The sequence below is a fragment of the Blastococcus aggregatus genome (genome assembly GCF_900221005.1).
GTDB classification, from domain to species: Bacteria; Actinomycetota; Actinomycetes; order Mycobacteriales; family Geodermatophilaceae; genus Blastococcus; species Blastococcus aggregatus.
Genome location: NZ_OBQI01000002.1, coordinates 351404 through 374879, shown reverse-complemented (window position 1 = coordinate 374879; position 23476 = coordinate 351404). Strand labels below are relative to the sequence as shown.

General features: G+C 74.1%; 21 protein-coding genes, 2 tRNA genes and 1 pseudogene. 18 read left to right on the top strand and 6 right to left on the bottom strand.

Annotation, left to right across the window (positions count from 1 at the left end; translation table 11 throughout):
• The first annotated feature begins 214 nt into the window (after positions 1-214).
• The gene (locus tag CRP29_RS07525) at positions 215-907 is read left to right on the top strand and encodes a M48 metallopeptidase family protein (RefSeq protein WP_245852602.1); all 693 of its coding nucleotides are present in this window, start codon (positions 215-217) and stop codon (positions 905-907) included.
• Here the strand turns inward: CRP29_RS07525 and CRP29_RS07520 are convergent.
• Positions 904-2250: a zinc-dependent metalloprotease gene (locus CRP29_RS07520; protein WP_097194431.1), complete on the bottom strand. Its 1347-nt coding sequence runs from the start codon at positions 2248-2250 to the stop codon at positions 904-906. The genes CRP29_RS07525 and CRP29_RS07520 overlap by 4 nt on opposite strands.
• A gap of 103 nt (positions 2251-2353) precedes the next feature.
• Between CRP29_RS07520 and CRP29_RS07515 the strand changes: the two genes are divergently transcribed.
• The 7 genes and pseudogenes from CRP29_RS07515 (at position 2354) to CRP29_RS07485 (ending at position 10659) form a co-directional block, all read left to right on the top strand.
• Positions 2354-3376 carry a YlbL family protein gene (locus tag CRP29_RS07515; RefSeq protein ID WP_097194430.1) on the top strand — a complete coding sequence of 341 codons (1023 nt, stop codon included), beginning with the start codon at positions 2354-2356 and terminating at the stop codon, positions 3374-3376.
• 163 nt (positions 3377-3539) lie between these two features.
• Positions 3540-6497 (top strand): annotated as a pseudogene (locus CRP29_RS07510) (UPF0182 family membrane protein).
• A 69-nt stretch (positions 6498-6566) separates the two neighbouring features.
• Positions 6567-6640 (top strand) — tRNA-Met (locus CRP29_RS07505).
• Between the two features lie 126 nt (positions 6641-6766).
• Positions 6767-7540 carry a phytanoyl-CoA dioxygenase family protein gene (locus tag CRP29_RS07500; RefSeq protein WP_097194429.1) on the top strand — a complete coding sequence of 258 codons (774 nt, stop codon included), beginning with the start codon at positions 6767-6769 and terminating at the stop codon, positions 7538-7540.
• Between the two features lie 81 nt (positions 7541-7621).
• Positions 7622-8188, top strand: a complete 567-nt coding sequence (locus CRP29_RS07495) for a YdhR family protein (protein ID WP_217991493.1) — start codon at positions 7622-7624, stop codon at positions 8186-8188.
• Positions 8185-9768, top strand: coding sequence for an FAD-dependent monooxygenase (locus tag CRP29_RS07490; protein WP_097194428.1), 1584 nt, complete (start codon positions 8185-8187; stop codon positions 9766-9768). Before CRP29_RS07495 ends, CRP29_RS07490 begins: the two co-directional genes overlap by 4 nt.
• A 9-nt stretch (positions 9769-9777) precedes the next feature.
• A complete protein-coding gene (locus tag CRP29_RS07485) occupies positions 9778-10659 on the top strand; it encodes an alpha/beta fold hydrolase (RefSeq protein WP_097194427.1) in 882 nt (293 codons plus the stop codon).
• 9 nt (positions 10660-10668) lie between these two features.
• On the opposite strand, the gene CRP29_RS07480 is transcribed toward CRP29_RS07485, so the two are convergent.
• Positions 10669-11118, bottom strand: a complete 450-nt coding sequence (locus CRP29_RS07480; protein ID WP_141437082.1) for a hypothetical protein — start codon at positions 11116-11118, stop codon at positions 10669-10671.
• A 153-nt stretch (positions 11119-11271) separates the two neighbouring features.
• On the opposite strand from CRP29_RS07480, the gene CRP29_RS07475 reads away from it, so the two are divergent.
• From CRP29_RS07475 to CRP29_RS07450, 6 genes are all read left to right on the top strand, one after another.
• Positions 11272-11348, top strand: a tRNA-Met gene (locus tag CRP29_RS07475).
• 129 nt (positions 11349-11477) lie between these two features.
• Positions 11478-13610 carry a DEAD/DEAH box helicase gene (locus CRP29_RS07470; RefSeq protein ID WP_097194425.1) on the top strand — a complete coding sequence of 711 codons (2133 nt, stop codon included), beginning with the start codon at positions 11478-11480 and terminating at the stop codon, positions 13608-13610.
• Positions 13611-13723: 113 nt separating this feature from the next.
• On the top strand, positions 13724-15022 hold the full coding sequence (locus CRP29_RS07465; protein ID WP_097194424.1) for a cytochrome P450: 1299 nt from the start codon (positions 13724-13726) through the stop codon (positions 15020-15022).
• The gene (locus CRP29_RS07460) at positions 15019-15213 is read left to right on the top strand and encodes a ferredoxin (RefSeq protein ID WP_097194423.1); all 195 of its coding nucleotides are present in this window, start codon (positions 15019-15021) and stop codon (positions 15211-15213) included. The genes CRP29_RS07465 and CRP29_RS07460 overlap by 4 nt, the downstream gene beginning before the upstream one ends.
• A 32-nt stretch (positions 15214-15245) precedes the next feature.
• A complete protein-coding gene (locus tag CRP29_RS07455; RefSeq protein WP_097194422.1) occupies positions 15246-15536 on the top strand; it encodes a GNAT family N-acetyltransferase in 291 nt (96 codons plus the stop codon).
• Between the two features lie 40 nt (positions 15537-15576).
• Positions 15577-15885, top strand: coding sequence for an antibiotic biosynthesis monooxygenase family protein (locus tag CRP29_RS07450; protein WP_097194421.1), 309 nt, complete (start codon positions 15577-15579; stop codon positions 15883-15885).
• 1 nt (position 15886) lies between these two features.
• On the opposite strand, the gene CRP29_RS07445 is transcribed toward CRP29_RS07450, so the two are convergent.
• Positions 15887-16156, bottom strand: coding sequence for a helix-turn-helix domain-containing protein (locus CRP29_RS07445; RefSeq protein WP_097194420.1), 270 nt, complete (start codon positions 16154-16156; stop codon positions 15887-15889).
• Between the two features lie 56 nt (positions 16157-16212).
• Here CRP29_RS07445 and map point away from each other — a divergent pair, with 56 nt between their 5' ends.
• Positions 16213-16983, top strand: coding sequence for a type I methionyl aminopeptidase (gene map, locus CRP29_RS07440; protein WP_097194419.1), 771 nt, complete (start codon positions 16213-16215; stop codon positions 16981-16983).
• On the opposite strand, the gene CRP29_RS07435 is transcribed toward map, so the two are convergent.
• From CRP29_RS07435 to CRP29_RS07425, 3 genes are read right to left on the bottom strand one after another with little or no spacing between them, the layout of a single operon-like run.
• Positions 16967-17527, bottom strand: coding sequence for a GNAT family N-acetyltransferase (locus CRP29_RS07435; protein ID WP_097194418.1), 561 nt, complete (start codon positions 17525-17527; stop codon positions 16967-16969). The genes map and CRP29_RS07435 overlap by 17 nt on opposite strands.
• A gap of 4 nt (positions 17528-17531) precedes the next feature.
• Positions 17532-18752 carry a cystathionine gamma-synthase gene (locus tag CRP29_RS07430; protein WP_097194417.1) on the bottom strand — a complete coding sequence of 407 codons (1221 nt, stop codon included), beginning with the start codon at positions 18750-18752 and terminating at the stop codon, positions 17532-17534.
• Positions 18749-20155 carry a cystathionine beta-synthase gene (locus CRP29_RS07425; protein WP_097194416.1) on the bottom strand — a complete coding sequence of 469 codons (1407 nt, stop codon included), beginning with the start codon at positions 20153-20155 and terminating at the stop codon, positions 18749-18751. The genes CRP29_RS07430 and CRP29_RS07425 overlap by 4 nt, the downstream gene beginning before the upstream one ends.
• Before the next feature lie 94 nt (positions 20156-20249).
• Here CRP29_RS07425 and CRP29_RS07420 point away from each other — a divergent pair, with 94 nt between their 5' ends.
• From CRP29_RS07420 to CRP29_RS07410, 3 genes are read left to right on the top strand one after another with little or no spacing between them, the layout of a single operon-like run.
• Positions 20250-21257, top strand: a complete 1008-nt coding sequence (locus tag CRP29_RS07420; protein ID WP_097194415.1) for an aldo/keto reductase — start codon at positions 20250-20252, stop codon at positions 21255-21257.
• The gene (locus CRP29_RS07415) at positions 21254-22045 is read left to right on the top strand and encodes an alpha/beta fold hydrolase (protein WP_097194414.1); all 792 of its coding nucleotides are present in this window, start codon (positions 21254-21256) and stop codon (positions 22043-22045) included. The genes CRP29_RS07420 and CRP29_RS07415 overlap by 4 nt, the downstream gene beginning before the upstream one ends.
• Positions 22005-23450: an FGGY family carbohydrate kinase gene (locus CRP29_RS07410; RefSeq protein WP_245852600.1), complete on the top strand. Its 1446-nt coding sequence runs from the start codon at positions 22005-22007 to the stop codon at positions 23448-23450. Before CRP29_RS07415 ends, CRP29_RS07410 begins: the two co-directional genes overlap by 41 nt.
• Positions 23451-23476 lie beyond the last annotated feature (26 nt).

Genomic DNA, 23476 nt, shown 5'->3' with positions numbered 1-23476 from the left:
GTGGACGGGGGGCGGAGCCGGGGACAACGCGGCTCGGTGACCGCTTCCACCCCGGTCCACCTGCGCGGATACCCCCGCTGGGGTTGTGGAACGGCACGGTCGGACGCGGAGGTGACCGATCCGGAGCACGCCGTGTCCACCGTCCGTGCGACGTGTACCCGAGAGGGTGGCCTCGGGCAGGCGCAGGAGCGCCCGGGTGCCTTACGGTTCCCCCGTGCACGGAACGCCCCCCGACGCCTCCGCACACCCAGGTCCCCGCGGCGTGCCGCCGGCGCCCACGGGTGCGCCTCGTGCCGTGCCGATGGCGCGGAGCAGGGCGGCGGGCGACGGCGCGGAACCGCTGCCCGGCGGGAACGGCGAGTCCCTCGTCGAGGTCCGCCGAAGTGCCCGGCGCCGGCGCACGGTGACCGCCTACCGGGAGAGCGGGCGCACCGTCGTGCTCATCCCCGCGGCGTTCAGCCCGGCCGAGGAGCGGCGCTGGGTGGCCCAGATGGTGGCCAAGCTGCAGACCCGCGAGGAGCGGCGCCGCCGCTCGCTCGGCGGGGACGACGAGCTCATGGCACGGGCCCGTGCGCTCTCGGCCGCCCACCTCGACGGGCTCGCCGAGCCCGCCTCGGTGCGCTGGGTGGACAACCAGCAGCGCCGCTGGGGCTCGTGCACCCCGGCCGACCGCAGCATCCGGCTGTCCAGCCGGCTGCGCTCGATGCCCGAGTACGTCGTCGACTACGTGCTCGTGCACGAACTGGTGCACCTGCTCGAACCCGGCCACGACGAGCGCTTCTGGACGCTGGTCGCCCGCTATCCGCGCGCCGAGCGGGCGCGCGGGTTCCTCGAGGGCGTCGAGCTGGCGAACACCGCCGGCGCGGCCGGCGCCGCGGACGAGCCGGACGCCGACGTCGTCGACTAGTCCTGGGGCTCGTCCGGCTCGGCGTCGTCCGCGGTGAGCGCCCGCAGCTCGTCGTCCATGCCCTGACGGGCGACGAAGTCCATCGGCTCGTCCAGGTCGTCCGACGTCGGCAGCAGGTCGGGGTGGTTCCAGAGCCGGTCGCGGTCCTCGGCGCCGTGCTGCTGGGTCATCGCGGCCCAGACCGTGGCCGCGTCGCGCAGTCTCCGGGGACGCAGCTGCAGCCCGACCAGGGTGGCGAAGGTCTGCTCGGCGGGGCCGCCGGTGGCGCGCCGCCGCCGCATCGTCTCGGCCAGGGCCGAGTGGCCCGGCAGCCGGTCCTTCGCGGCGGCGGCGACGACGGTGTCGATCCAGCCCTCCACCAGTGCCAGCAGCGTCTCCAGCCGCCGCAGCGCCATCGCCTGCTCGGGGGTCTCCTCGGGCTCGAGCAGCCCGCTGCCGAGCAGTCGCTGGATGCTCTCCGGGTCGCTGGGGTCCAGGCCCTCGAGCCCGCCTCCGGACATGGCCTCGGAGATGCCGCGCTCGATGGCGTCGCGGTCGATGGTGATGCCGCGGGCATAGGCGTGGACGGCGTCCTGCAGCTGCTGCCGCAGCCAGGGGACGTGCGCGAACAGGCGCTGGGCGGCGGCCTCGCGCAGCGCGAGGAACAGTCGGACCTCGTCCGCCGGGCGGTCCACGCCCGCGGCGAACTCGGCCACGTTCTGCGGCACCAGCACGGCGGTGCCGGCCGGGGCGAGCGGCAGGCCGACGTCGGTGCTGGTGAGCACCTCGTCGGCGAGCTTGCCGAGCGCCGAACCGACCTGGGCGCCGAACATCAGCCCGCCCATCCGGCCCATGATCCCGGCGATGGGGCCGAACGACATGGCCGCTTCCTGCGGAAGGGCGCTGGTCATGGCGGCGACGACGCGCTCGGCCAGCGGATCGATCAGCGCGCCCCACGCGGGCTGGGTCTGCTCCACCCACTCGACCCGCGACCAGGCCGCCGTCCGCTCGATGCCCGACGGCAGCTCGGTCACCTGGTCCAGCCACAGGTCGGCCAGCCGCAGCGCCTCGGCCACGGCGGTGCGCTCGCCGTCCGAGGAGGGCTGGTGACCGACGCCGAGCTGGCTGATGGCGCTCTGCCGGGCGAGGTCCCAGTTCACCGGGCCGCCCGACCAGCTCATCAGCTTCTGCAGCTCGGCGAAGAGCGGCATCTTGCCCAGCACGTCCTCGGGGTTGCCGCCACCGGCGACACCCCCGAACAGCGCGCCCAGCCCGAACGGGTCACCGCCGGGGTTGCTCCCGCCGCCGTCACGGCGCTCGGGATCGCGGTCGGAGGGACCGAAGCCGAAGGGGACGTCGCTCATGGGTCCACGGTAGACGCGTGATCTTCGACGGGGGGCCGGGAGCGCTCCGCCGACAGCGCATCCTCCGTCGCAGGGTGCGGGGCGGGCCCTAAGCTGGCCCGTCGTGACCCGTCGCATCGCCGTCCTGAGCGCCGGTGGCTTCCTCCTGGTGCTGTTCGGCGTGCTCGGCACGACGCTGCCCGTGCCGTACGTCGCCCAGGTGCCCGGGCCGACCTACGACACGCTGGGCGACATCGACGGCGAGCCGATCATCGCCGTCGAGGGCCGCGAGCGGAACGACGTCGAGGGCAACCTCAACCTCACGACCGTGGGGGTCAGCCGGGGCGGGCTGAGCCTCGTGCAGGCGGTCCGCGGCTGGTTCGACGACGAGGTCGCCGTCGTCCCGGAGGAGTCGGTGTACCCGCCCGACCGGACCGAGGAGGAGACCCGTCAGCTCAACCGCCAGGCGTTCGTCACCTCCGAGCAGGCGGCCGAGTCGGTGGCGCTGGGTCACCTGGGCTATCCCGTGAAGGTCGTCGTCCGGGCGGTTCCGGAGGGCTCGCCCTCGGAGTCCCTCCTCGAGGAGGGCGACGGGCTCGACTCGGTCGACGGCCGCCCCACCCCCGACTTCGCCGCCCTGGACTCGGTGCTCACGTCGATCCCGCCGAAGACCCCGGTGACGGTGGGCTACACGCGGCTGGGCCGGCCGGGCACCACCACGGTCACCACCCGTGCGGCGGAGGAGGGCGAGGGCTCGGCGCTGGGGGTCAGCGTGCTCGAGCAGCCGCTCGCGCCGTTCGACGTCGACATCCAGGTGGAGGACGTCGGTGGCCCCTCGGCCGGGCTGATGCTGACCCTGGGCATCCTCGATCTCGTCGGGGACCAGGACCTGACCGGGGGCGCGCTCGTCGCCGGCACCGGCACGATCGACCTCGAGGGCGAGGTGGGCCCCATCGGTGGGATCCCGCTGAAGATGGTGGCCGCCCGCGACATCGGCGCCGATCTCTTCCTCGTGCCCGCCGCGAACTGCGACGAGGCGCTGGCCGCCGCGGACCCGGGCTTCCCGCTCGCGCGGGTCGCCACCCTCGACGACGCGCTCACCGCCCTGGCCGACCTCCGCGCCGGGCGGACCCCCGCCGGCTGCTGAGCCGCGACCCCCGGGAACCCCGGGGCCCGTGGCGCGTTGTGCTGGGATGAGCGGGGGAGCGCCGAGGGTCGGGCGTCTCCCCGTCATCGGTGCCGCGGTCGTGACTGCTGCACCGGAGCATCCGCACCTGACGACCCGTAACTGAAGGAGACCGCTCGTGGCCATGCGGCCCCCCGTGCCGGTGCCGACGCTGTCGCGGCGCGCGAAGTTGGCCCTCGGCGCCATCGCCGTGCTGCTCGTGCTCTTCACCGCGATCGGCACGCTGACCAACGTCTACGTCGACTACCTGTGGTTCGACGAGACCGGCTACACCGAGGTCTTCTGGACCGAGCTGCAGAGCCGGGCCCTCCTGTTCGCCGTGGCGGGGGTGGCGACCGGCGGTCTCACCGCGCTGGCCATCTACCTGGCCTACCGTTTCCGGCCGACCTTCCGGCCGATGTCGCTCGAGCAGCAGAACCTCGAGCGCTACCGCCAGTCGCTGGAGCCGCGCGCCGGGCTGGTCCTCACCGCCGTCGCCGTCGTCCTCGGGCTGTTCGCGGGCTTCGCCGCCCAGGGCAGCTGGGAGACCTGGCTGACCTTCCGCAACAGCACCGACTTCGGGCAGACCGACCCGCAGTTCGGCCTGGACCTGTCCTTCTTCGTCTTCGAGTACCCGTTCTACCGGCTGGTGCTCGGCTTCGGGTTCGCCATCGTGATCCTGGCGCTGATCGGCTCGCTGCTGACCCACTACGTGTTCGGTGGCCTGCGGCTGCAGACGCCGGGGCAGAAGCTGACCGCGGCGGCGCGGGTCCAGATCTCGGTCCTGCTGGGCGTCTTCGTGGCGCTCAAGGCGATCGCGTACTGGCTGGACCGCTACGGGCTCGTCTACTCGAACCGCGGTGACGTGTTCACCGGCGCCAGCTACACCGACGTCAACGCGCTGCTGGTGCCCAAGACGATCCTGGTCTTCGTCGCCGTGGTCTGCGCGATCGCGTTCTTCGCCAACATCGTCGTCCGCAACTTCCTGCTGCCGGCCGCCGCGCTGGTCCTGCTGCTGGCCTCGAGCCTGGTCATCGGCGTGGCCTACCCGGCGATCGTGCAGCAGTTCGTGGTCAAGCCGAGCGCGAACGAGAAGGAGGCGCCCTACATCGAGCGCGCCATCGAGATGACGCGGCAGGCCTACGGCCTCGACGAGATCGAGTACGTGAACTACGCGCAGGAGACGACCGGCGAGGAGGCCGACCCGGAGGTCGCCCTGGCCGAGCTCCGCGGGGACACCGAGACGATCCCGAACGCCCGTCTCCTGGACCCGAACGTGCTGGCCGACACCTTCACCGCCCGCCAGCAGATCCGGAACTGGTACGGCTTCCCGGAGAAGCTCGACGTCGACCGCTACACCGTCGACGGCGAGCTGCGGGACTACGTCGTGGCGGTGCGCGAGCTCGACAGCTCCGCGCTGTCGGAGAACCAGAGCACCTGGATCAACCGGCACACCGTCTACACGCACGGGCACGGCTTCGTCGCCGCGCCCGCGAACCAGGTCGTGGCCGGCTCCGACGGTGGGGAGCCGAACTTCACCACCCTCGACCTCCCGGTCCGGGGTGACATCGAGGTCGAGCAGAGCCGGATCTACTACGGCGAGCTGATCGAGGACTACTCCGTCGTCGGCGCCCCCGACGGCACCGCACCCCGCGAGTCCGACCTGCCTGAGGGCGGCTCCGAGGACCGGCAGCTCAACAACACCTACGACGGCGAGGGCGGGGTGTCGGTCGGCAGCTTCTTCCGCCAGCTGACGTTCGCGACCTACTTCCGGGAGCGCAACTTCCTGCTCTCCAGCGCGGTCAACGACGAGTCGAAGGTCCTCTACGTCCGCGACCCGCGGGACCGGGTGGAGAAGGCGGCTCCGTTCCTGGAGGTCGACGGCGACCCGTACCCCGCGGTCCTCGACGGCCGGACGGTCTGGATCCTCGACGGCTACACCACCTCGGACTCCTACCCCTACTCCGAGCAGATGGAGCTGGGCGAGGCCGCGGCCGACGCGCTGACCGGCACCGGCACCACCGCGCTGCCCAACGACACGTTCAACTACATCCGGAACTCGGTGAAGGCCACGGTCGACGCCTACGACGGCACCGTGACGCTCTACGAGTGGGACCGCGAGGACCCGGTCCTCCAGACGTACATGAAGGCGTTCCCGGGTGTGGTCCAGCCCTACGAGGACATCCCCGACGAGCTGCGCGAGCACGTCCGCTACCCGGAGGACCTGTTCAAGGTGTAGCGGGACATCCTGACCCGCTACCACGTCGACGAGCCGATCTCGTTCTACGAGGGCAGCGACCGCTGGCAGATCCCGGACGACCCCACGCAGGACGTCGAGGAGGACCAGCCGCCGTACTACATCCTGGCCCAGCGGCCGGGTGACCCGGAGGCGAGCTTCCAGCTGACCAGCGCGCTGAACGCGTTCCAGCGACCGAACCTGTCGGCGTTCGTGTCCGCCTCCAGCGATCCGGACCCGGAGCGGTACGGGAAGATCCAAGTGCTGCAACTGCCGGGGAGCACTCCCTTCCGCGGTCCGCAGCAGGTGCAGCAGTCGTTCAACACCTTCGACCAGGTCGCCCGGGACCTCACCCTGTTCAACAGCCAGAACAGCCAGGCGGTCTTCGGCAACCTGCTCACGTTGCCCATCGGCGAGGACGGGCTGCTCTACGTCCAGCCGCTCTACGTGGAGGGGACGTCGGACAACTCCTTCCCGCTGCTGCGGAAGGTGCTGGTCAACTTCGGTGGGCAGGTCGGGTACGCCGACACGCTGGCCGAGGCGCTGGACCAGGTGTTCGGCGCAGGCGCCGGTGAGGTGGCGACCGACAGCGGGGAGACGCCGGCCACGACCCCCGAGGACGACGGCGAAGAACCTGCTCCCGAGGAGCCCGCGCCGACTCCGGAGGGCGGGGACGGCGCCGCGCCCAGCCCGGATCTCGAGCAGGCGGTGACCGATCTGGACGCCGCCCTGGACGCCCTGGCCGACGCGCAGCGCAGCGGCAGCTTCGCCCAGCAGGGCCAGGCGCTCGAGGACCTGGAGACCGCGGTCGAGGCCTACCGCGCGGCTCAGCAGGCCGCCGGCGCCACGGCGACACCCGGCGGCTGAGCGAGGGGGAGGGGGCGGCGCCCACCGGCGTCGCCCCCTCCCGCCCGCCTGGTAAGGTGGTCCTGCCGACGCGGGGTGGAGCAGCTCGGTAGCTCGCTGGGCTCATAACCCAGAGGTCGCAGGTTCGAATCCTGCCCCCGCTACTCACACGTCGGGCCCGGTCACCACGGTGACCGGGCCCTTCGTCGTTCCCGGCCCCGTCGCCGCCCGTGGTCGGATACGGTCCGCCTCGACCTGCCGGCACGCGCATCGGACCTCCGGGAGCAGCAATGGCGCTGACGCGAGACGCAACGATCGAGGAAGCCGTCGAGGCCGTGGACCGTGACGGCTACGTGCTCATCGAGGGACTGATGGACGCCGAGTGGGTGGCCGGCGCCCGGGCGGACCTCCAGCGGGTGCTCGCGGAGACGTCGACGGGGCGCAACTCCTTCGAGGGCTTCTCCACGCAGCGCATCTACGCGCTGTTCGCCAAGACCCGCTGGTTCGACGCGCCCGGCACCCATCCGCTGGTGCTCGGCGTCCTCGACCACGTGCTGGGCCACTACCAGTTCAGCGCGCCGGTCGGCATCCAGATCGGACCGGGCGAGGTGGCGCAGGTGCTGCACCGCGACGACGACGTCTACCCGCTGCCCCGGACGGGGAAGGACGTCGTCGTCAACACCATGTGGCCGCTCGACGACTTCACCGTCGAGAACGGCGCGACGAGGTTCGTGCCCGGGAGCCACCGCTGGGAGGCGGGCCGCACCGCCACGGAGGAGGAGACGACGGCGGCGGTCATGCCGGCGGGCTCGGTGCTGATCTACGTCGGGAACCTCATCCACGGCGGGGGTGCGAACAGCACGGACCGGCCGCGGCTCGGCGTCATCCTCGAGTACGCCGCCTCCTGGCTCCGACCGCAGGAGAACCACACCCTGGCCGTGCCCAGGGAGATCGCGAGCGAGCTGCCCGAGCGGCTGCAGGAGCTGCTGGGCTACAACATCCACCCGCCGTTCCTCGGCTACGTGGACGGCCGCCACCCGCGGCGGGTGCTCTCCTCGTCCTAGCCGGGGTTGCGGCGCTCCGGCACTGCCGGCAGGGGCCCTTCGACCCGGTCGTCCCGGCCGGACCACGGGCAGGCTCGGTCCGTGACGAGCCCAGCCCCCGCCGCGGGCCGGCTGCCGCTCCGGGCGGCCGCCCCGGCGCTGGCGCGGTCGGTCGTCGTCACCGCCTGGCTGCTGGTGCGCGGCCGCGTCCACCACCCGCGCCACGCGGTGGGTACCCGGCTGCGGTTCGCCGGCGGGTCGTCGTCCTGGGTGTACCGGGAGACCGTGATCGAGCGCCCGCCGGCCACCGACGTGTGCGTGCTGGTCGTGGAGTTCCGGTTGCGGTGGGTACGCGGCCGGGCGCACGCGCTGTTCCGGGCCGAGAGCTGGCTCAACCTGCCGTTGTTCGCCGGCTTCCCCGGGCTGGTCACCAAGTGGTGGATCGCGGCGGACGAATGCGGCGTCTACCGCGGCGTGTACGAGTACGACGGGCCGGAGCGGGCGGATGCGTACGCGCGGGCGCTGTGGTGGGTGCTGGCAGCGGTCAGCGAGGGTGGCTCGATCCACCACCTCGTCGTCCCGGGAGTGCGTCGGGCCGACGTCGTCGTCCCCCCGGCCGACGGGAGCGGCCCGTCCGTCCTGCGGCCGCCGTCGCGCGCCGTGGCATGAGCACCGACGTCGCGGTCGTCGGAGCGGGGCCGGTGGGGCTGGCGCTCGCCCTCCAGGCGGCCGATCACGGTGCGGCGGTCCGGATCGTGGAGCGGCGCACCGAGCGGTTCCGCCCCTCCCGCGCCCTGATGGTGCACGCCCGCACGCTCGAGCTGCTCCGTCCGCTGGGCGTCACCGCGGCCCTGCTGGACCGGGCCGACACCGCCCCGCGCGCCCGGCTGCACCTCGGCGCTCGCGCCGTGCCGGTGGAGCTGGCCTCGCTCGACCTGCCCGACACCGCATTCCCGCACCTGACCCTGGTGCGGCAGATGGACGTGGAGACCGTGCTCGAGGAGGCGCTGGCGGCCCGGGGTGTCCGCGTGGAGCGGGGGGTCGAGGTGCGGGCGGTCCGCGACGGGCGGGACACCGCCGTCGTCGAGCTCGGCGGCCCGTCCGGCCACGGGGACCTCCGGGCGGCGGCGGTGGCGGGCTGCGACGGCGTGGACAGCACCGTCCGGGAGGCCGCCGGGATCGGCTGGCGCGGCGGCACCTACGACCGGGAGGTCGTGCTGGCCGACGTCGACCTCGACGGGGATCTCGAGCCCGGTGTGGCGCACGTCGTCGCCGGACGGCGCGGGCTGGTGTTCGTGTTCGCGCTGGGGGAGCGGGCCCCGTGGCGCCTGCTCGCCACCCGCCCGTGCTCGGCGACGACACCGGAGCCGGGCCGGCCCGGCCCGCCCGTGCCGCTGCCGGAGCTGCGGCGGCTGCTCGCGGATGCGGGGCTCGCCGCGCGCATCACCGCGGTCGCCTGGTCGAGCAGCATCCGGCTGCAGCACCGCACGGCCACCCGGTTCCGGAGGGGCCGGCTGTTCCTGGCCGGCGATGCCGCGCACGCCTCGTCGCCGGCGGGCGGCCAGGGCATGAACGCCGGACTCCACGACGCGACGAACCTCGGCTGGAAGCTGGCGCTGGCGCAGGCGGCGACCGCGTCGGAGTCGCTCCTGGGGTCCTACGACGTCGAGCGCCGGCCGGCCGTCGAGCAGGTGCTGGCGCTGACCCACCTGCTGTTCTGGGCCGAGTCGTCGACGGGCCGCACGGCGGCACTGCTGCGGGGGCGGGTCGCGCCCCTGGGGGCGCCGCTCGTGCCGTTCCTCCTGCGCCGGCGCCGGCTCGTGGCCGAGGGTGCCCGGCTCCTGGCCCGTCTGGACGCCGGATACCGCGGCAGCCCGGTGTCGGCTGTCGGCGACCCGCCGCGGCGCGGTCGTCCCCGCCCGGGCGACCGGCTGCCGGACGCGACCGTCGTCAGTGGCGGCCGCGAGGTGCACCTGCACGCTCTCATCGCTCGGCCGGGTGTCCACCTCCTGCTGGACCGGGACGCTCCCGAGCCGGCGTGGGGCTCCCCGCTGGTCCACGTCCACCGGGTGGACAGCTCGCCCGGCACCGGCGCACTGGCGCTGCGGCCCGACGGGCACGTCGGCTGCTCGGTCGGGGACGCCGGCGACCCGGCCCTGACCGGCTGGCTGCGACGGATCGGGGCCGGCCCGGTCACCCGCCCGGAGGTGGGCATGCGCGAGCAGCGCTCGGGGGGCGAGCTGATCTAGGTTGGCGCGGTGGCTACCGAGACGGTCGAGAAGCAGGTCGAGGCCGGCGGCCTCTCGTTCACCTATCTGACGGCGGGGCCGGAGGACGGGCCGCTGGCGCTGTGCCTGCACGGGTTCCCCGACACCGCGCACACCTACCGGCACCTGCTCCCGGAGCTGGCGGCGGCGGGTTTCCGGGCGGTGGCGCCGTTCTCCCGTGGCTACGCGCCGACCGCAGTCCCCGCCGACGGGCGGTACCAGACCGGCGCGCTCGCCCGGGACGCCGTCGCGCTGCACGAGGCGCTGGGGGGCGACGAGCGGGCGGTCCTGATCGGCCACGACTGGGGCGCCCAGGCGACCTACGGCGCGGCGGTCGGCGCCCCGGAGCGCTGGCGGAAGGTCGTGGCGATGGCCGTCCCGGTCGGCCCCGCGCTGGCCGGCTCGTTCTTCACCTACGACCAGATCAAGCGGTCGTTCTACATGTACTTCTTCCAGAACCCGCTCGCCGACGTCCTCGTCGCGGCCGACGACCTCGCCTTCATCGGGCGGCTGTGGGCGGACTGGTCACCGGGCTACGACGCGACCGAGGACCTCGCGTTCGTCCGCGCCGCCCTCGGGACGCCGGAGAACCTGGCCGCGGCGCTCGGGTACTACCGGGCGCTCTTCGACCCGAGCCGGCAGTCGCCCGACCTGGCCGCGGAGCAGCAGGCCGTCAGCGGGGTCCCCCCGCAGCCGACGCTCTACCTCCACGGCGCCCAGGACGGGTGCATGGGTGCCGACGTCGTCGACGCGGTGCGTGCCGCGCTCTCGCCGGGCTCGGAGGCCGGAGTGGTCGACGGCGCCGGCCACTTCCTGCACCTCGAGCAGCGGGCCGAGGTGAACCGCCGGATCCTCGGGTTTCTGAGGGCCTAGCAGCCCTGATCAGACCGGACTGAGCTCGTCGCTGTGCCGCCGACGGTTGGGGTTCGACGACAGGGCCGGGCGCGGAACCGCCGCGAGCCCGATGCCGGTCGCGCGGGCCGGGGGAGGGGTCCGGGCGTAGCGAGGCTTCTGCGGGCGGGCGTGCTGTCCGGCCAGCAGGGCGTGCGGACGGGTGGCGTCGTCGTCCCGGTCGTCGGCCCCGGACGGCGAGGCAGCAGCCGGGAAGCTCTCGCGGCGCGGCGGGTGCGCCGGGTCCGGCAGCCGCAGCTCGTCGAGGTCCTTCCACGTCGAGTGCCGCAGCCCGTCGACGACGCAGCGGACGCGGGCGAGCACGCGGCCCTCGACGTGCGTCCAGCCGAGCAGCGAGCCTGCGAACCACAGGCCGCGGTGGTGGATCTCCACCGGCTGGGGGTCGCCGGCGAAGAGGATCACCTCCGGGTTCCCGGTCACGAGCGGACTGTAGGTCTGGAGAACGATCCCGGCCGGAAGGCGCGCGTGCACCCCGGGGGCGGGCGCGACGGGCCCGTCCCACCACTCACTCCGGTGCCTGCCGCCACCCCCGGAGCCGGACCGCCGGGACGCGTGTACAGTGACAACTACCGACGCGGGGTGGAGCAGCTCGGTAGCTCGCTGGGCTCATAACCCAGAGGTCACAGGTTCGAATCCTGTCCCCGCTACCACGTTGGAACGGCCCTCACAGTCGCACTGTGGGGGCCGTTCTTCGTTCGGCCGACGTCGGCACCGCCTCGGCGCGCGCTCTCCTGCGCGCTCCGCCGGGGCGAGCGTGCCGGCAGTCACGAGGAGGAGCAGTGGCTCGACGAGGCCAGCCCCAGACGGGGGCTCGCCGCACGCCCGCGCGCAACCAGCGGCGTGCCCGCGGTCCGGAGGACGTCATCGCCGTGCTGGCCCGCGCCGTGCGCGAGGTCGAGGCGGCCGTCCAGCGGGGCTCGGTGACGGCGAGCGTGCGGACCAAGTTCCAGGCCGTCGCACTGGTCGCCCGCGAGGAGCGCGCCCGGGTGCGCTCCGACCAGGAGGGCAGCCCGAGCCACCGGACCGAGCAGCTCAAGCGGCTGGACGGCATCGCGACGATCCTGGCGCGCACCGCGGTCCGCGACGCCGGGCTCCTGGCGCTGCTCGGCGAGGACGCGGTCGTCTCCGACTCCGCTCGTGCGCTCCGGCTGGAGATGCTGCGTGCGGCCGGCATCGAGCCGGAGCCCGTGGAGGCCCCGGTCGCGGCGCCGGTCGAGACGCCCGCGGCTCCCGAGCGCCGCGTCGTCCCCCAGTCGGTGGTGTCCCGGCAGCTGGCCAACCCCTTCCTGGCACCGGACTTCGAGGCCGCGCGGCAGAGCGCGCCCCGCCCGCACCGGCTCGCCGGGTGGGAGCTGATGGCTCCGCTGCTCAACTCCTTCGAGCGCGCCGGCGGCGGAGCTCCGGCGTGCATGGACCTGCCGTTCCCGACCGACCGCTTCACCCCGGCGGGCTCGGAGCTGATGCCGCACCAGGGCCAGCTCGTCGCCGGCGCCGCGGCCGGCCACCGCACGTTCCTGCTCGCCGACGAGCCCGGCCTGGGCAAGACCGCGCAGGCGCTGCTCGCCGCCGAGGCCGCGGACGCCTATCCGCTGCTCGTCGTGGTGCCCAACGTGGTCAAGACCAACTGGGCCCGCGAGGCCGGCCGCTGGACGCCGCACCGCAAGGCGACCGTCGTGCAGGGCAACGGGGACACCGTCGACGGCTTCGCGGACATCGTCGTCGTCAACTACGAGGTGCTCGACCGGCACGTGGGCTGGCTCGGGGAGTTCGGGTTCCGCGGCATGGTGGTCGACGAGGCGCACTTCATCAAGAACAAGACCTCGCAGCGGTCCCAGCACGTGCTGCAGCTCTCCGAGCGGATCCGCTCGCGCACCGCGCGGCCGTTGCTGATGGCGCTCACCGGCACCCCGCTGATCAACGACATCGACGACTTCCGGGCCATCTGGCAGTTCCTCGGCTGGATCGACGACAGCAAGCCGCTGGGCGAGCTGATGGACGCGCTCGAGGCGACCGGTCTGACGCCGGCCGACCCGGGCTTCTACCCCGCGGCACGGAAGTGCGTGATCGACCTCGGCATCGTCCGCCGTCGCAAGGTCGACGTCGCCGCCGACATCCCGGCACGCCGCATCGCCGACCTCCCCGTCGAGCTCGACGACAAGGCCGGCCGCTCGATCCGCGCCGCCGAGCGCGAGCTCGCCCGCCGGCTGGTGAAGCGCTACGAGAGCGCGCTCGCCGCCCGCGAGTCGGCCACCGTGGTGGAGGGCATCGACGCCGACCTGGTGCGCAAGGTGGCCGGGTGGGAGCTCAAGGACGCGTCGTCGTCCACGACCGGCGAGAACGTGTTCGGCATGATGCGGCGCATCGGCCAGGCGAAGGCCGGACTCGCCGCCGACTACGCCGCCCAGCTCGCACGCAGCGCCGGCAAGGTCGTCTTCTTCGCCAAGCACGTCGACGTCATGGACGTGGCCGAGGAGTCGTTCGCCGGTCAGGGCATCCGGTACGCGTCCATCCGCGGGGACCAGACGCCGTCGGCCCGCCAGCGGAACATCGACGCCTTCGTCAACGACCCCGAGGTCTCGATCGCGGTGTGCTCGCTGACCGCGGCGGGCGTGGGGCTGAACCTGCAGGTGGCCTCCAACATCGTGCTGGCCGAGCTCTCCTGGACCGACGCGGAGCAGACGCAGGCGATCGACCGCAGCCACCGCATCGGGCAGACCGAGCCGGTCACCGCGTGGCGGATCATCGCCGCGCAGACCATCGACGCCCGCATCGCCGAGCTCATCGACAGCAAGGCCGGGCTCGCCGCCCGGGCGCTGGACGGCTCGGACGAGGTGTCGTCGTCGACCGACGTGCAGCTCGAGGCGCTCGTGGCCCTGCTCACCGCGGCCCTCTCGGAGCCGTCCGCCCGCTGAGCAGCCCGGGGGTGACGCACAGCACTTCGGGTGCCCCGAGTGTTGTGCGTCACCCCTCCGCTCATTTAGCGTCAGCGCTGACCGTTTTTCTCTGCCCGACAGTGAGGCGCCCCGTGTCCGTGAACACCCCCGCCGGCCCCGTCGACTCCCCGGAGCTCGACATCGAGGCGATCGACCTCTCCGACCGCGATTTCTGGGCGGAGCCTCCGGCGGTCCGGCACGCGGTCTTCGACAAGCTGCGCGCCGAGCGCCCCTTCGCCTGGTTCGCCGAGCCGACCATGGAGGGGATGGAGGCCGGGCCCGGCTACTGGGCCGTCACCCGGCTCGCCGACCTCGACGCCATCAGCTCCGAGCCGGCGATCTTCTGCTCGGGCCAGGGCGCGGTCTCGATCCAGGACATCCCGGCCGACCTCAGCGAGTTCTACGGCTCGATGATCAGCATGGACGACCCCCGGCACGCCCGGATCCGGCGGATCGTCGCCAAGACCTTCACCCCGCGGATGCTGGAGCAGGTCGTGGACTCCGTCGTCGGCATCGTCGACGACGTGCTGGCCGAGGCGCGGGCCAAGGCCGAGGCGGGCGACGGGACCCTCGACGTCGTCGCCGACATCGCCGCCCCCATCCCGCTGCGGATCATCTGCGACATGATGGGGGTCCCCGAGGAGGACCGCCTCCTCGTGCTGAACGCCTCGAACACGATCCTCTCCGGTGGTGACCCCGAGCTCACCGACGAGGCCGACCCGCTGACCGCGCTGCTCGAGGCCGGCATGGCGATGGCCGAGCTGATGGGCCGCCTGGCCGCCGAGCGGATCGAGAACCCCACCGACGACCTGACGACGGCGCTGGTGAACAGCGAGGTCGAGGGGGAGAAGCTCACCCACCAGGAGATCGCCTCGTTCTTCATCCTGCTGCTGGTGGCCGGCAACGAGACCACCCGCACCGCGATCGCGCAGGGCCTCCTCGCGCTGTCCGAGAACCCGGAGCAGCGCGCCCGCTGGATGGCCGACCCGTCGATGGACAAGACCGCGGTCGAGGAGATCGTCCGCTGGGTCAGCCCCGTCACCTGGATGCGCCGCACCGCCACCCAGGACGGCGAGCTCAACGGCCACTCCTTCAAGGAGGGTGACAAGTTCCTGCTCTTCTACGCCGCGGCCAACCGCGACGCGGAGGTGTTCGAGAACCCGCACCAGCTGGACCTGAGCCGCAATCCCAACCCGCACGTCGGCTTCGGTGGCCACGGCCCGCACTTCTGCCTCGGCGCGCACCTGGCCCGCCGGGAGCTCGCGGTGACCTTCCGCCGGTTGTTCGAGATCTGCCCCGACCTGGAGATCACCGGCGAGCCGGCCCGGCTGCGCTCGTCCTTCGTCAACGGCCTCAAGCGGCTGCCGGCGCGGCTCACGGGGCAGCGATGAGCCGGGTGCAGGTCGACCGGGACCGCTGCGTGGGCTCGGGGGTGTGCGAGTCGCTGGCCCCGGAGGTCTTCGAGCTCGACGACGACGGCGTGCTGCAGGTGCACCGGGAGGAGCCCGGCCCCGACGACCTCGACGCCGTGCGCGACGCGGTGCAGTCCTGCCCCGCTCGGGCCCTGGCCCTGGCCGAATGATCGAAGCGGCCGCGCGCGGGTAGGGGCTGACCATGGAACCCACGGTCACGAACGCCCCGGACGCCAGCCGCTACGAGATCCGCGACGGCGACCGGCTGCTCGGCCACGCCGACTACCAGCGGGACGGGTCCACCTTCGTGTTCACGCACACGGAGGTGGACCCGGACGCCGGGGAGTCCGGTCTCGGCAGCACCCTCGTCCGCGCCGCCCTGGACGACGTGCGCGGGCAGGGTGGGTCGGTCGTCCCGCAGTGCTCGTTCGTGCGCGGCTGGATCGGCAAGCACGAGGACTACGCGGACCTGGTCGCCGGCTCCGAGAACTGAGCCACCCCGTCCCCGCACCGCGAGCCGTACCGTCGGCGCCGTGATCCTGGAGCACGCGCTGCTGACGGTACGGCCGGCGGAGCAGGCGGCCTTCGAGTCGGCCTTCGCCCGCGCCCGGCAGCTGATCGCCGCCTCGCCCGGCTTCCGCGGGCTGCGGCTGTCGCGATGCCTGGAGCGCGACGACGGCTACCTGCTCCTCGTGGAGTGGGACCGGCTGGAGGACCACACCGAGGGCTTCCGCGGCAGTGCCGCCTACCAGGAGTGGAAGGCGCTGCTGCACGGTTTCTACGACCCGTTCCCGGTCGTCGAGCACTTCACCACCGTGCTGACCGCCGAGCCGCCGGCCTGACTCAGGCGGTCAGTGCCGTCCGGTCGGCGGGGTCGGCCAGTTGCCCGACCAGCTCGTCCAGCGGGAGGCCGAGCGCGTTCGCGAGCGCGGCCACGGTGAAGAACGTCGGCGTCGGCACGCGCCCGGACTCGATCTTGCGCAGCACCTCGAGGCTCACGCCCGAGCTCGCCGCCACCTCGGCCGGCGTCCGGTCGGCACGGGCCTGTCGCAGCAGGGCACCGAGCCGGCGGCCGCGCTCCCGTTCCTCGGGTGTCAGGGGCGGTCGGACCATGCCGTGATAGTAATACCGGGACAGTGTTGACCGGAAGCTGCTGCGAGGAGAACACCGTGATCGAGCTGCGCACGCCCGGCGAGATCGAGGCCATGCGTGCCGCCGGCGCGGTCGTCGCCGACATGCACGCCGCCGTGCGGGCCGCGGCCGAGCTCGGCGTCCGGCTCACCCAGCTGGACGCCATCGCCCGGGACGTCCTGGCCGACGCCGGGGCGACCTCGCCGTTCCTCGGGTACGCGCCCCTGTCCACGACTCCGCCCTTCCCGGGGGTGCTCTGCCTGTCGGTGAACGACGTGGCCCTGCACGGCATCCCCACCCCCGAGGTGCTCGAGGACGGCGACCTGCTCAGCGTCGACGCCGGCGCGGTGCTGGACGGCTGGGTCGGTGACGCGGCGACGACCTACCCGATCGGCACCCCCCGGCCCGAGGACGTCGCGCTGGTGGAGACCACCGAGCGGGCGCTGGCGGCCGGCATCGCGGCCGCCGTCGTCGGCAACCGGATCGGCGACATCTCCGCCGCCATCGGCGCCGTCGGCCGGGCCGGCGGGTGCGGCATCAACACCGACCAGGGCGGGCACGGGGTCGGGCGTTCGATGCACGAGGCGCCGTCGGTGCCGAACGAGGGGCGGGCCGGCCGTGGCGTGAAGCTGCGGGCGGGTCTGGTCATCGCGATCGAGCCGTGGTTCCTGGCCGGGGGCAGCGACGACTACCGGGTCGACGCCGACGGCTGGACGCTGCGCAGCGCCGACGGCAGCCGTGCCGCCCACGTCGAGCACACCGTCGCCGTCACAGAGGACGGCCCGCGCATCCTCACCGCTCCCCGCTGAGGTCCCTCTCCATCTCGCGCTCGGTGCCCGCCACGGTCGTGATCAGCGTGCCCGTGGAGCGGAAGCCGCACTTCTCGTAGGCCCGCTGCGCCCGGGCGTTGTCGACGTGCACGAAGAGCCGGGCGCGGGGGAGCCCCTGACCGCGCAGCCAGTCGGTGGCCGCCGTGAACAGCTCGGCCAGCAGCCCCTGCCCGCGGTGGCCGGGCGCCACGTGGACGGCCACGACGTGGCCGACCGGCTCGGTCACCGCCGCGCCGCCGATGTCGACGTCGCCCACGCGCTCGACGAGCGCCACGGCGGTCCCCACCCAGGTGCCGTCGTCGGCGACCGCCACGAACTGGCGGGCGGAGGCGTCCTCGCCGGCGTCGAGCGAGGACCGCCGGGCACGGTCCTGCCAGAACTCGTCCGGCCTCGTCGCGGCGTCGGCGTACGACTCGAGGAACGCCATCGCCGCCACCTCGTCGGACAGGGCGGCCAGCCGGACCGTCCTGACCTCCCGCCACTCGTGCGCCCGGACGGGGCGGACGACGTACCCCGGCGTCACGGCGTCAGCCGAGGGCGCGCTCGAGGTCGGCGAGCAGGTCGTCGACGTCCTCGATGCCGACGGAGAGGCGCACCAGGTCGTCCGGCACCTCCAGCGGCGAGCCGGCGGCGCTGGCGTGGGTCATCCGGCCCGGGTGCTCGATGAGCGACTCGACGCCCCCCAGCGACTCCGCGAGCGTGAACAGCTCGGTCCGCTCGCAGACCCGCAGGGCCGCCTCCTCGCCGGCGCGCAGCCGGAAGGAGATCATCCCGCCGAAGCCGGACATCTGGCGTGCGGCGACCTCGTGCCCGGGGTGGTCGGGCAGGCCGGGGTAGAGCACCGTGGCGACGGCGTCGTGCGCCACGAGGAACTCGGCGATCCGGGCGGCGTTGGCGCAGTGCCGGTCCATCCGCACGCCGAGCGTCTTGAGGCTGCGCAGCACCATCCACGAGTCGAAGGGCCCGGCGACGGCGCCCATCGCGTTGTGGTTGTAGGTCAGCCGCTCGCCGAGGCCGGCGTCCCGGGTGACCAGCGCCCCGCCGACGACGTCGGAGTGCCCACCCAGGTACTTCGTCGTGGAGTGCACGACGACGTCGGCGCCGAGGGTCAGCGGCCGCTGGAGGTAGGGGGAGGCGAAGGTGTTGTCCACGACCAGCAGCGCGCCGGTCTCGTGGGCGATGGCCGCCGTCGCCGCGATGTCGGTGATGTTCAGCAGCGGGTTGCTGGGCGTCTCGCACCAGACCACGCGGGTGGTCGGGCGGATCGCGGCGCGCAGCGCATCGGGGTCGGACAGGTCGACGGGGGTGTGCTCCAGCCCCCACTCCGACAGCACCCGGGAGATCAGCCGGAAGGTGCCGCCGTACGCGTCGCCGCCCAGGACGACGTGGTCGCCGGGCCGGCACGTGGTGCGCAGCAGGGTGTCCTCGGCGGCGAGGCCCGAGGCGAACGCCAGCGCCGTCGTGCCCTCCTCGAGGGCGGCCAGCGCAGCGTGCAGCGTGTCGCGGGTCGGGTTGCCGCTGCGCGAGTACTCGTAGCCGCCGCGCAGTCCGCCGACGCCGTCCTGCTTGTACGTCGTGGTCAGGTGCAGCGGGGGGATGACCGCGCCGGTCGCCGGGTCGGGGTCCTGGCCCGCGTGGATCGCGCGGGTGTTGAAGCCGTGCTCGATGGCTCGACTCCGCCCTCGTTCCGCTCCTCGCTCGCCGGCGCTCGCTGCGATGCTCGCTCGGGCGTCGTTCTCGCGGCTCATCGCTCGACCGTAGGCGCGCCGACCGGGGCCAGCCCGGCCAGGTGACCCAGCACGTCCTGCCGCGTGACGACGCCCGCGGGCTTGCCGTCGACGTGCACGAGCAGCGCGTCCGCGCCGCCCAGCTGGGCCACCGCGGCACTGACCGCCTCGCCGGAGCCGACGATCGGCAGGGGAGGGGACATGTGCTTCTCGACCCGGTCGGCCAGCGAGGCCTTGCCGGCGAACAGCGCGTCGAGCAGCGTCTTCTCGTCGATCGAGCCGACGACCTCGCCCGCCGTCACCGGCGGCTCCGCGCGGACGACCGGCAGCTGGCTCACGCCGTACTCGCGGAGGATGTCGATGGCGTCGCGGACGGTCTCGTTGGGGTGCGTGTGCACCAGCGTCGGCGTCTCGCCCGACTTGGCGCGCAGCAGCTCGCCGACGGTCTCGCCGGCGGAGGCCTCGAGGAACCCGTAGTCGGCCATCCAGGCGTCGTTGAAGATCTTGTTGAGATAGCCGCGGCCGCCGTCGGGCAGCAGCACGACGAGGACGTCGTCCTTGGTCAGCCGCTCGGCCACCCGCAGCGCCGCCACGACCGCCATGCCGCAGGAGCCGCCGACGAGCAGGCCCTCCTCGCGGGCGAGCCGCCGGGTCATGGCGAAGGAGTCGCCGTCGGAGACGGCGATGATCTCGTCGGCGACGTCCCGGTCGTAGGTGGTCGGCCAGAAGTCCTCGCCGACGCCCTCGACCAGGTACGGGCGGCCGGTGCCGCCGGAGTAGACCGAGCCCTCGGGGTCGGCGCCGATGATCTGCACCCGGCCGCCGGAGACCTCCTTGAGGTAGCGGCCGACGCCGCTGATCGTCCCGCCGGTGCCGGCCCCGGTGACGAAGTGGGTGATCCGGCCGTCGGTCTGCGCCCAGATCTCCGGCCCGGTCGTCTCGTAGTGCGAGCGCGGGTTGTTCGGGTTGGAGTACTGGTCGGGCTTCCACGCGCCGGGGGTCTCGCGGCTGAGCCGGTCGGAGACCGAGTAGTAGGAGCGCGGGTCGGCGGGATCGACGGCGGTGGGGCAGACGACGACCTCGGCGCCGTAGGCCCGGAGCACGTTGACCTTCTCCTGCCCGACCTTGTCGGGGCAGACGAAGATGCACTTGTAGCCGCGCTGCTGGGCCACGAGGGCCAGGCCGATGCCGGTGTTGCCGCTGGTGGGCTCCACGATCGTGCCGCCCGGCTTCAGCTCACCGCTGGCCTCCGCGGCGTCGACCATGCGGACCGCGATCCGGTCCTTCACCGAGCCGCCGGGGTTGAGGTACTCGACCTTGGCCAGCACCAGCGGTGCGTCGGGGCCCAGGTGCCGGGTGACCGACGACAGCCGCACCAGCGGGGTGTTCCCGACCAGGTCGATGACGGACTCGGCGTACTGCACGGCGTGCCTCCTCGGCGGGCCCCGACCACCGCGGCCCGTCGTCCACCATCCCATCAGAGGTGCTCGCGCTGGTCACCGGGACGAAGATGCGGTCATGACCTCTCCCGCACCCGGCACCCGCACCCTCGGCGGCCTGACCGTCTCCGCCCTCGGCCTCGGCTGCATGGGCATGAGCCAGAGCTACGGCGCCGCCGACCGGACGGAGTCCGTCGCGACGATCCACCGGTCCCTCGACCTCGGGATCACCTTCCTCGACACCTCGGACGTCTACGGCGACGGGCACAACGAGGAGCTCGTCGGCGAGGCGATCGCCGGCCGCCGGGACGAGGTGCAGCTGGCCACCAAGTTCTCCATCTCGCGGGACGACCGCGGCCGGATGCGCATCGACGGCCGGCCCGAGAACGTGCACGCCCGCGCCGAGGCCAGCCTGCGGCGGCTGGGCGTCGACGTCATCGACCTCTACTACCAGCACCGGGTCGACGCGAAGGTGCCGATCGAGGACACCGTGGGCGCGATGGCCGAGCTCGTGCAGCAGGGCAAGGTCCGGTACCTCGGCCTGTCCGAGGCCAGCGCGGCCTCGATCCGGCGCGCGGCGGCCGTGCACCCCATCGCGGCGCTGCAGAGCGAGTGGTCGCTGTGGACCCGCGACCTGGAAGGTGAGGTGCTCGGGGTCGCCCGGGAGCTCGGTATCGGCATCGTGCCGTTCAGCCCGCTGGGCCGCGGGTTCCTGACCGGGGCGATCACCAGCCCCGACGACTTCGACGACGACGACTTCCGCAAGAACCAGCCGCGCTTCCAGGGGGAGGCGTTCCAGGCCAACCTGCGCCTGGTCGAGGCGGTCCGGGAGATGGCCACCGAGAAGGGGGTCTCGGCCGGCCAGCTGGCGCTGGCGTGGGTCATGGCCCAGGGGGACGACGTCGTCCCGATCCCGGGGACCAAGCGGCGCAGCTACCTCGAGGAGAACGCGGGCGCCGCGGCCGTGCAGCTCACCGCCGACGACCTGGCGCGACTGGACGCGATCGCGCCGCCCGGGGTGGCCGAGGGCACTCGATACCCCGACGGCGGCTACGCCTACGGCGACAGCCCGGAGCGCTCCGCGTGAGCCCGCCGGCGACCAGCCGGGTCCGCGGCCGGGACGGCGTCGAGTTGGCCGTGCACCGCTGGGGCGCGCCGGGGGACCGGCCGCCGGTCGTGCTGCAGCACGGGTTCGCGGCGGACAGCCTGCGGAACTGGGAGCAGAGCGGTGTGGTGGCCGCGCTGCTGGCCGACGGCCGCGAGGTGGTCGCCGTCGACGCCCGCGGGCACGGCGCCTCGGACAAGCCGCACGACCCGGACCGCTACGGGGAGCGGGCCATGGCCGGGGACCTCGGGTCCGTCGCCGACGCCCTGCAGCTGGACCGGTTCGACCTGGCCGGGTACTCCATGGGCGGGATCGTGTCGCTGGTGCTGGCCGGCACCGACCCCCGGGTGCGCCGGCTGGTGGTCGGCGGCATCGGGGCCGGCGTGGTGGAGCGGGGCGGCCTGGACACGCGGGCCGTCCGCACCACGGCGCTGGCGTCCGCGCTCGAGACCGAGGACCCGGCGTCGATCCCCGACCCGATGGCGGCGGCCTTCCGCACCTTCGCCGACAGCACCGGTGCCGACCGGCTGGCGCTGGCCGCGCACGTCCGCGCGGTCAACACCGAGCCGCTGCCGCTGGGCGACATCGCGGCGCCGACGCTCGTGATCGCCGGCGTCGCCGACCCGCTCGCGGCCCGGCCGCAGGTGCTCGCCGACGCCGTCGCGGGCGCCCGGCTGGTGACGGTCCCGGGCGACCACCTGGGCGCCGTCCGGACGCCGGAGTTCACCGGTGCCCTCGTCGGCTTCCTGGGGGACGACGGCGGCTCGTGACGGGCCGGTCGTGACGGAGGCGGTGTTCCTCGGCGCCGACGTCGGCACCAGCGGGCTGAAGCTGGTCGCGCTCGACGGCGCCGGGCTCGTCGTGGCCCAGGCCGAGCGGGAGTACGCCTACGACCGCCCGGAGCCGGGCCGGGCCGAGATCGACGTGCGCGTGTGGCGGGCGGCCCTCGACGCGGCGCTCGCCGAGGTCGGAGCGGCGCTCTCCGGGCGGCGGGTCCGGGCGCTCGGCCTGTCGGGGCAGATGCACGGCACCGTGCTCGTCGACGCGGCGGGACGGCCGGTGCGCCCGGCGGTGCTGTGGCCCGACGCCCGGGCCGCCGCCGAGCTGGACCGCTGGCGGGGCCTGCCGGACGGCGAGCGGGCGGCGCTGGCCAACCCCCTCGCGGCCGGCATGACCGGGCCGGTGCTCGCCTGGCTGGCCGCGCACGAGCCGGGAGCCGTGGCCGGCGCCGCCGCCGTGCTCCTGCCCAAGGACGCGCTGCGGGCGGATCTCCTGCCGGGCGGCCCCCTGGTGACCGACCGCAGCGACGCCTCGGCCACGCTGCTCTGGGACGTCGTCGCCGACCGCTGGTCGGGCGCGGCGACGGAGGCCGCCGGGGTGCCGGCGGACCTGCTGCCCGACGTGCGGCCGGGCACCGAGGTGGTCGGGACGACGCCGATCGCCGGCGCCGAGGTGCCCGTCGTCGTGGGCGGTGCCGACACCCCGCTGGCGCTGCTGGCGGCCGGGACGACCGCCGGGCTGCAGGTCAACCTGGGCACCGGTGCCCAGGTGCTCCGGCCCGGGGCGGCGCCGCGACCGGCCGCCGACGCCGTCACGCACACCTACGCCGACGTGACCGGCGGCTGGTACGCGATGGCGGCGCTGCAGAACGGCGGCTCGGCGTGGGCCTGGGTCCGTGGCGTGCTGGGGCTGAGCTGGGCGGAGCTGTTCGACGCCGCGGCGGCCGCCGCCCCCGGCGCCGGGGGAGCGCTGTTCCGGCCGTTCCTCACCGGTGAGCGCGGGGGCGTCGCCGGAGCCGACGACCGCGGCGGCTGGACCGGCCTGGGCGCCGGCACGACCCGGGCCGAGCTGGCCCGGGCGGCGGTCGAGGGGGTGGCGTTCGCCGTCGGGGCCGCGGCGCGGTCCCTCGACGTCCCCGGCGGGGTCGAGCACGTCGTCCTCACCGGGGGAGGAGTGCGGGCGCCGGTGGTGCAGCAGGTGCTGGCCGACGTCCTGGGCCGCCCCGTCCGGCACCTGCCCCTGCGCAGCGCGTCGGCGATCGGTGCCGCGGTGCTCGCCGCCTGCGGGGTGGGTGCCGACGTCGAGCCGCAGCGACCGGCCGGTCCGCTCGTGGAGCCGCGTCCCGACCCCCGGCTGGCCGAGGCCGCCCGGCGGTGGGCCGACGGGAGCCGCTGACCCGGCGGAACGGGTCCGGTGCTGCG

What these genes read in the sequence shown, in the direction of transcription:
- CRP29_RS07420 (WP_097194415.1), top strand. Translation starts at nt 20,250, where the DNA reads ATGACCTCTCCCGCACCCGGCACCCGCACCCTCGGCGGCCTGACCGTC.
- CRP29_RS07430 (WP_097194417.1), bottom strand. Translation starts at nt 18,752, where the DNA reads ATGAGCCGCGAGAACGACGCCCGAGCGAGCATCGCAGCGAGCGCCGGC.
- CRP29_RS07455 (WP_097194422.1), top strand. Translation starts at nt 15,246, where the DNA reads ATGGAACCCACGGTCACGAACGCCCCGGACGCCAGCCGCTACGAGATC.
- CRP29_RS07520 (WP_097194431.1), bottom strand. Translation starts at nt 2,250, where the DNA reads ATGAGCGACGTCCCCTTCGGCTTCGGTCCCTCCGACCGCGATCCCGAG.
- CRP29_RS07490 (WP_097194428.1), top strand. Translation starts at nt 8,185, where the DNA reads ATGAGCACCGACGTCGCGGTCGTCGGAGCGGGGCCGGTGGGGCTGGCG.
- CRP29_RS07460 (WP_097194423.1), top strand. Translation starts at nt 15,019, where the DNA reads ATGAGCCGGGTGCAGGTCGACCGGGACCGCTGCGTGGGCTCGGGGGTG.
- CRP29_RS07445 (WP_097194420.1), bottom strand. Translation starts at nt 16,156, where the DNA reads ATGGTCCGACCGCCCCTGACACCCGAGGAACGGGAGCGCGGCCGCCGG.
- CRP29_RS07500 (WP_097194429.1), top strand. Translation starts at nt 6,767, where the DNA reads ATGGCGCTGACGCGAGACGCAACGATCGAGGAAGCCGTCGAGGCCGTG.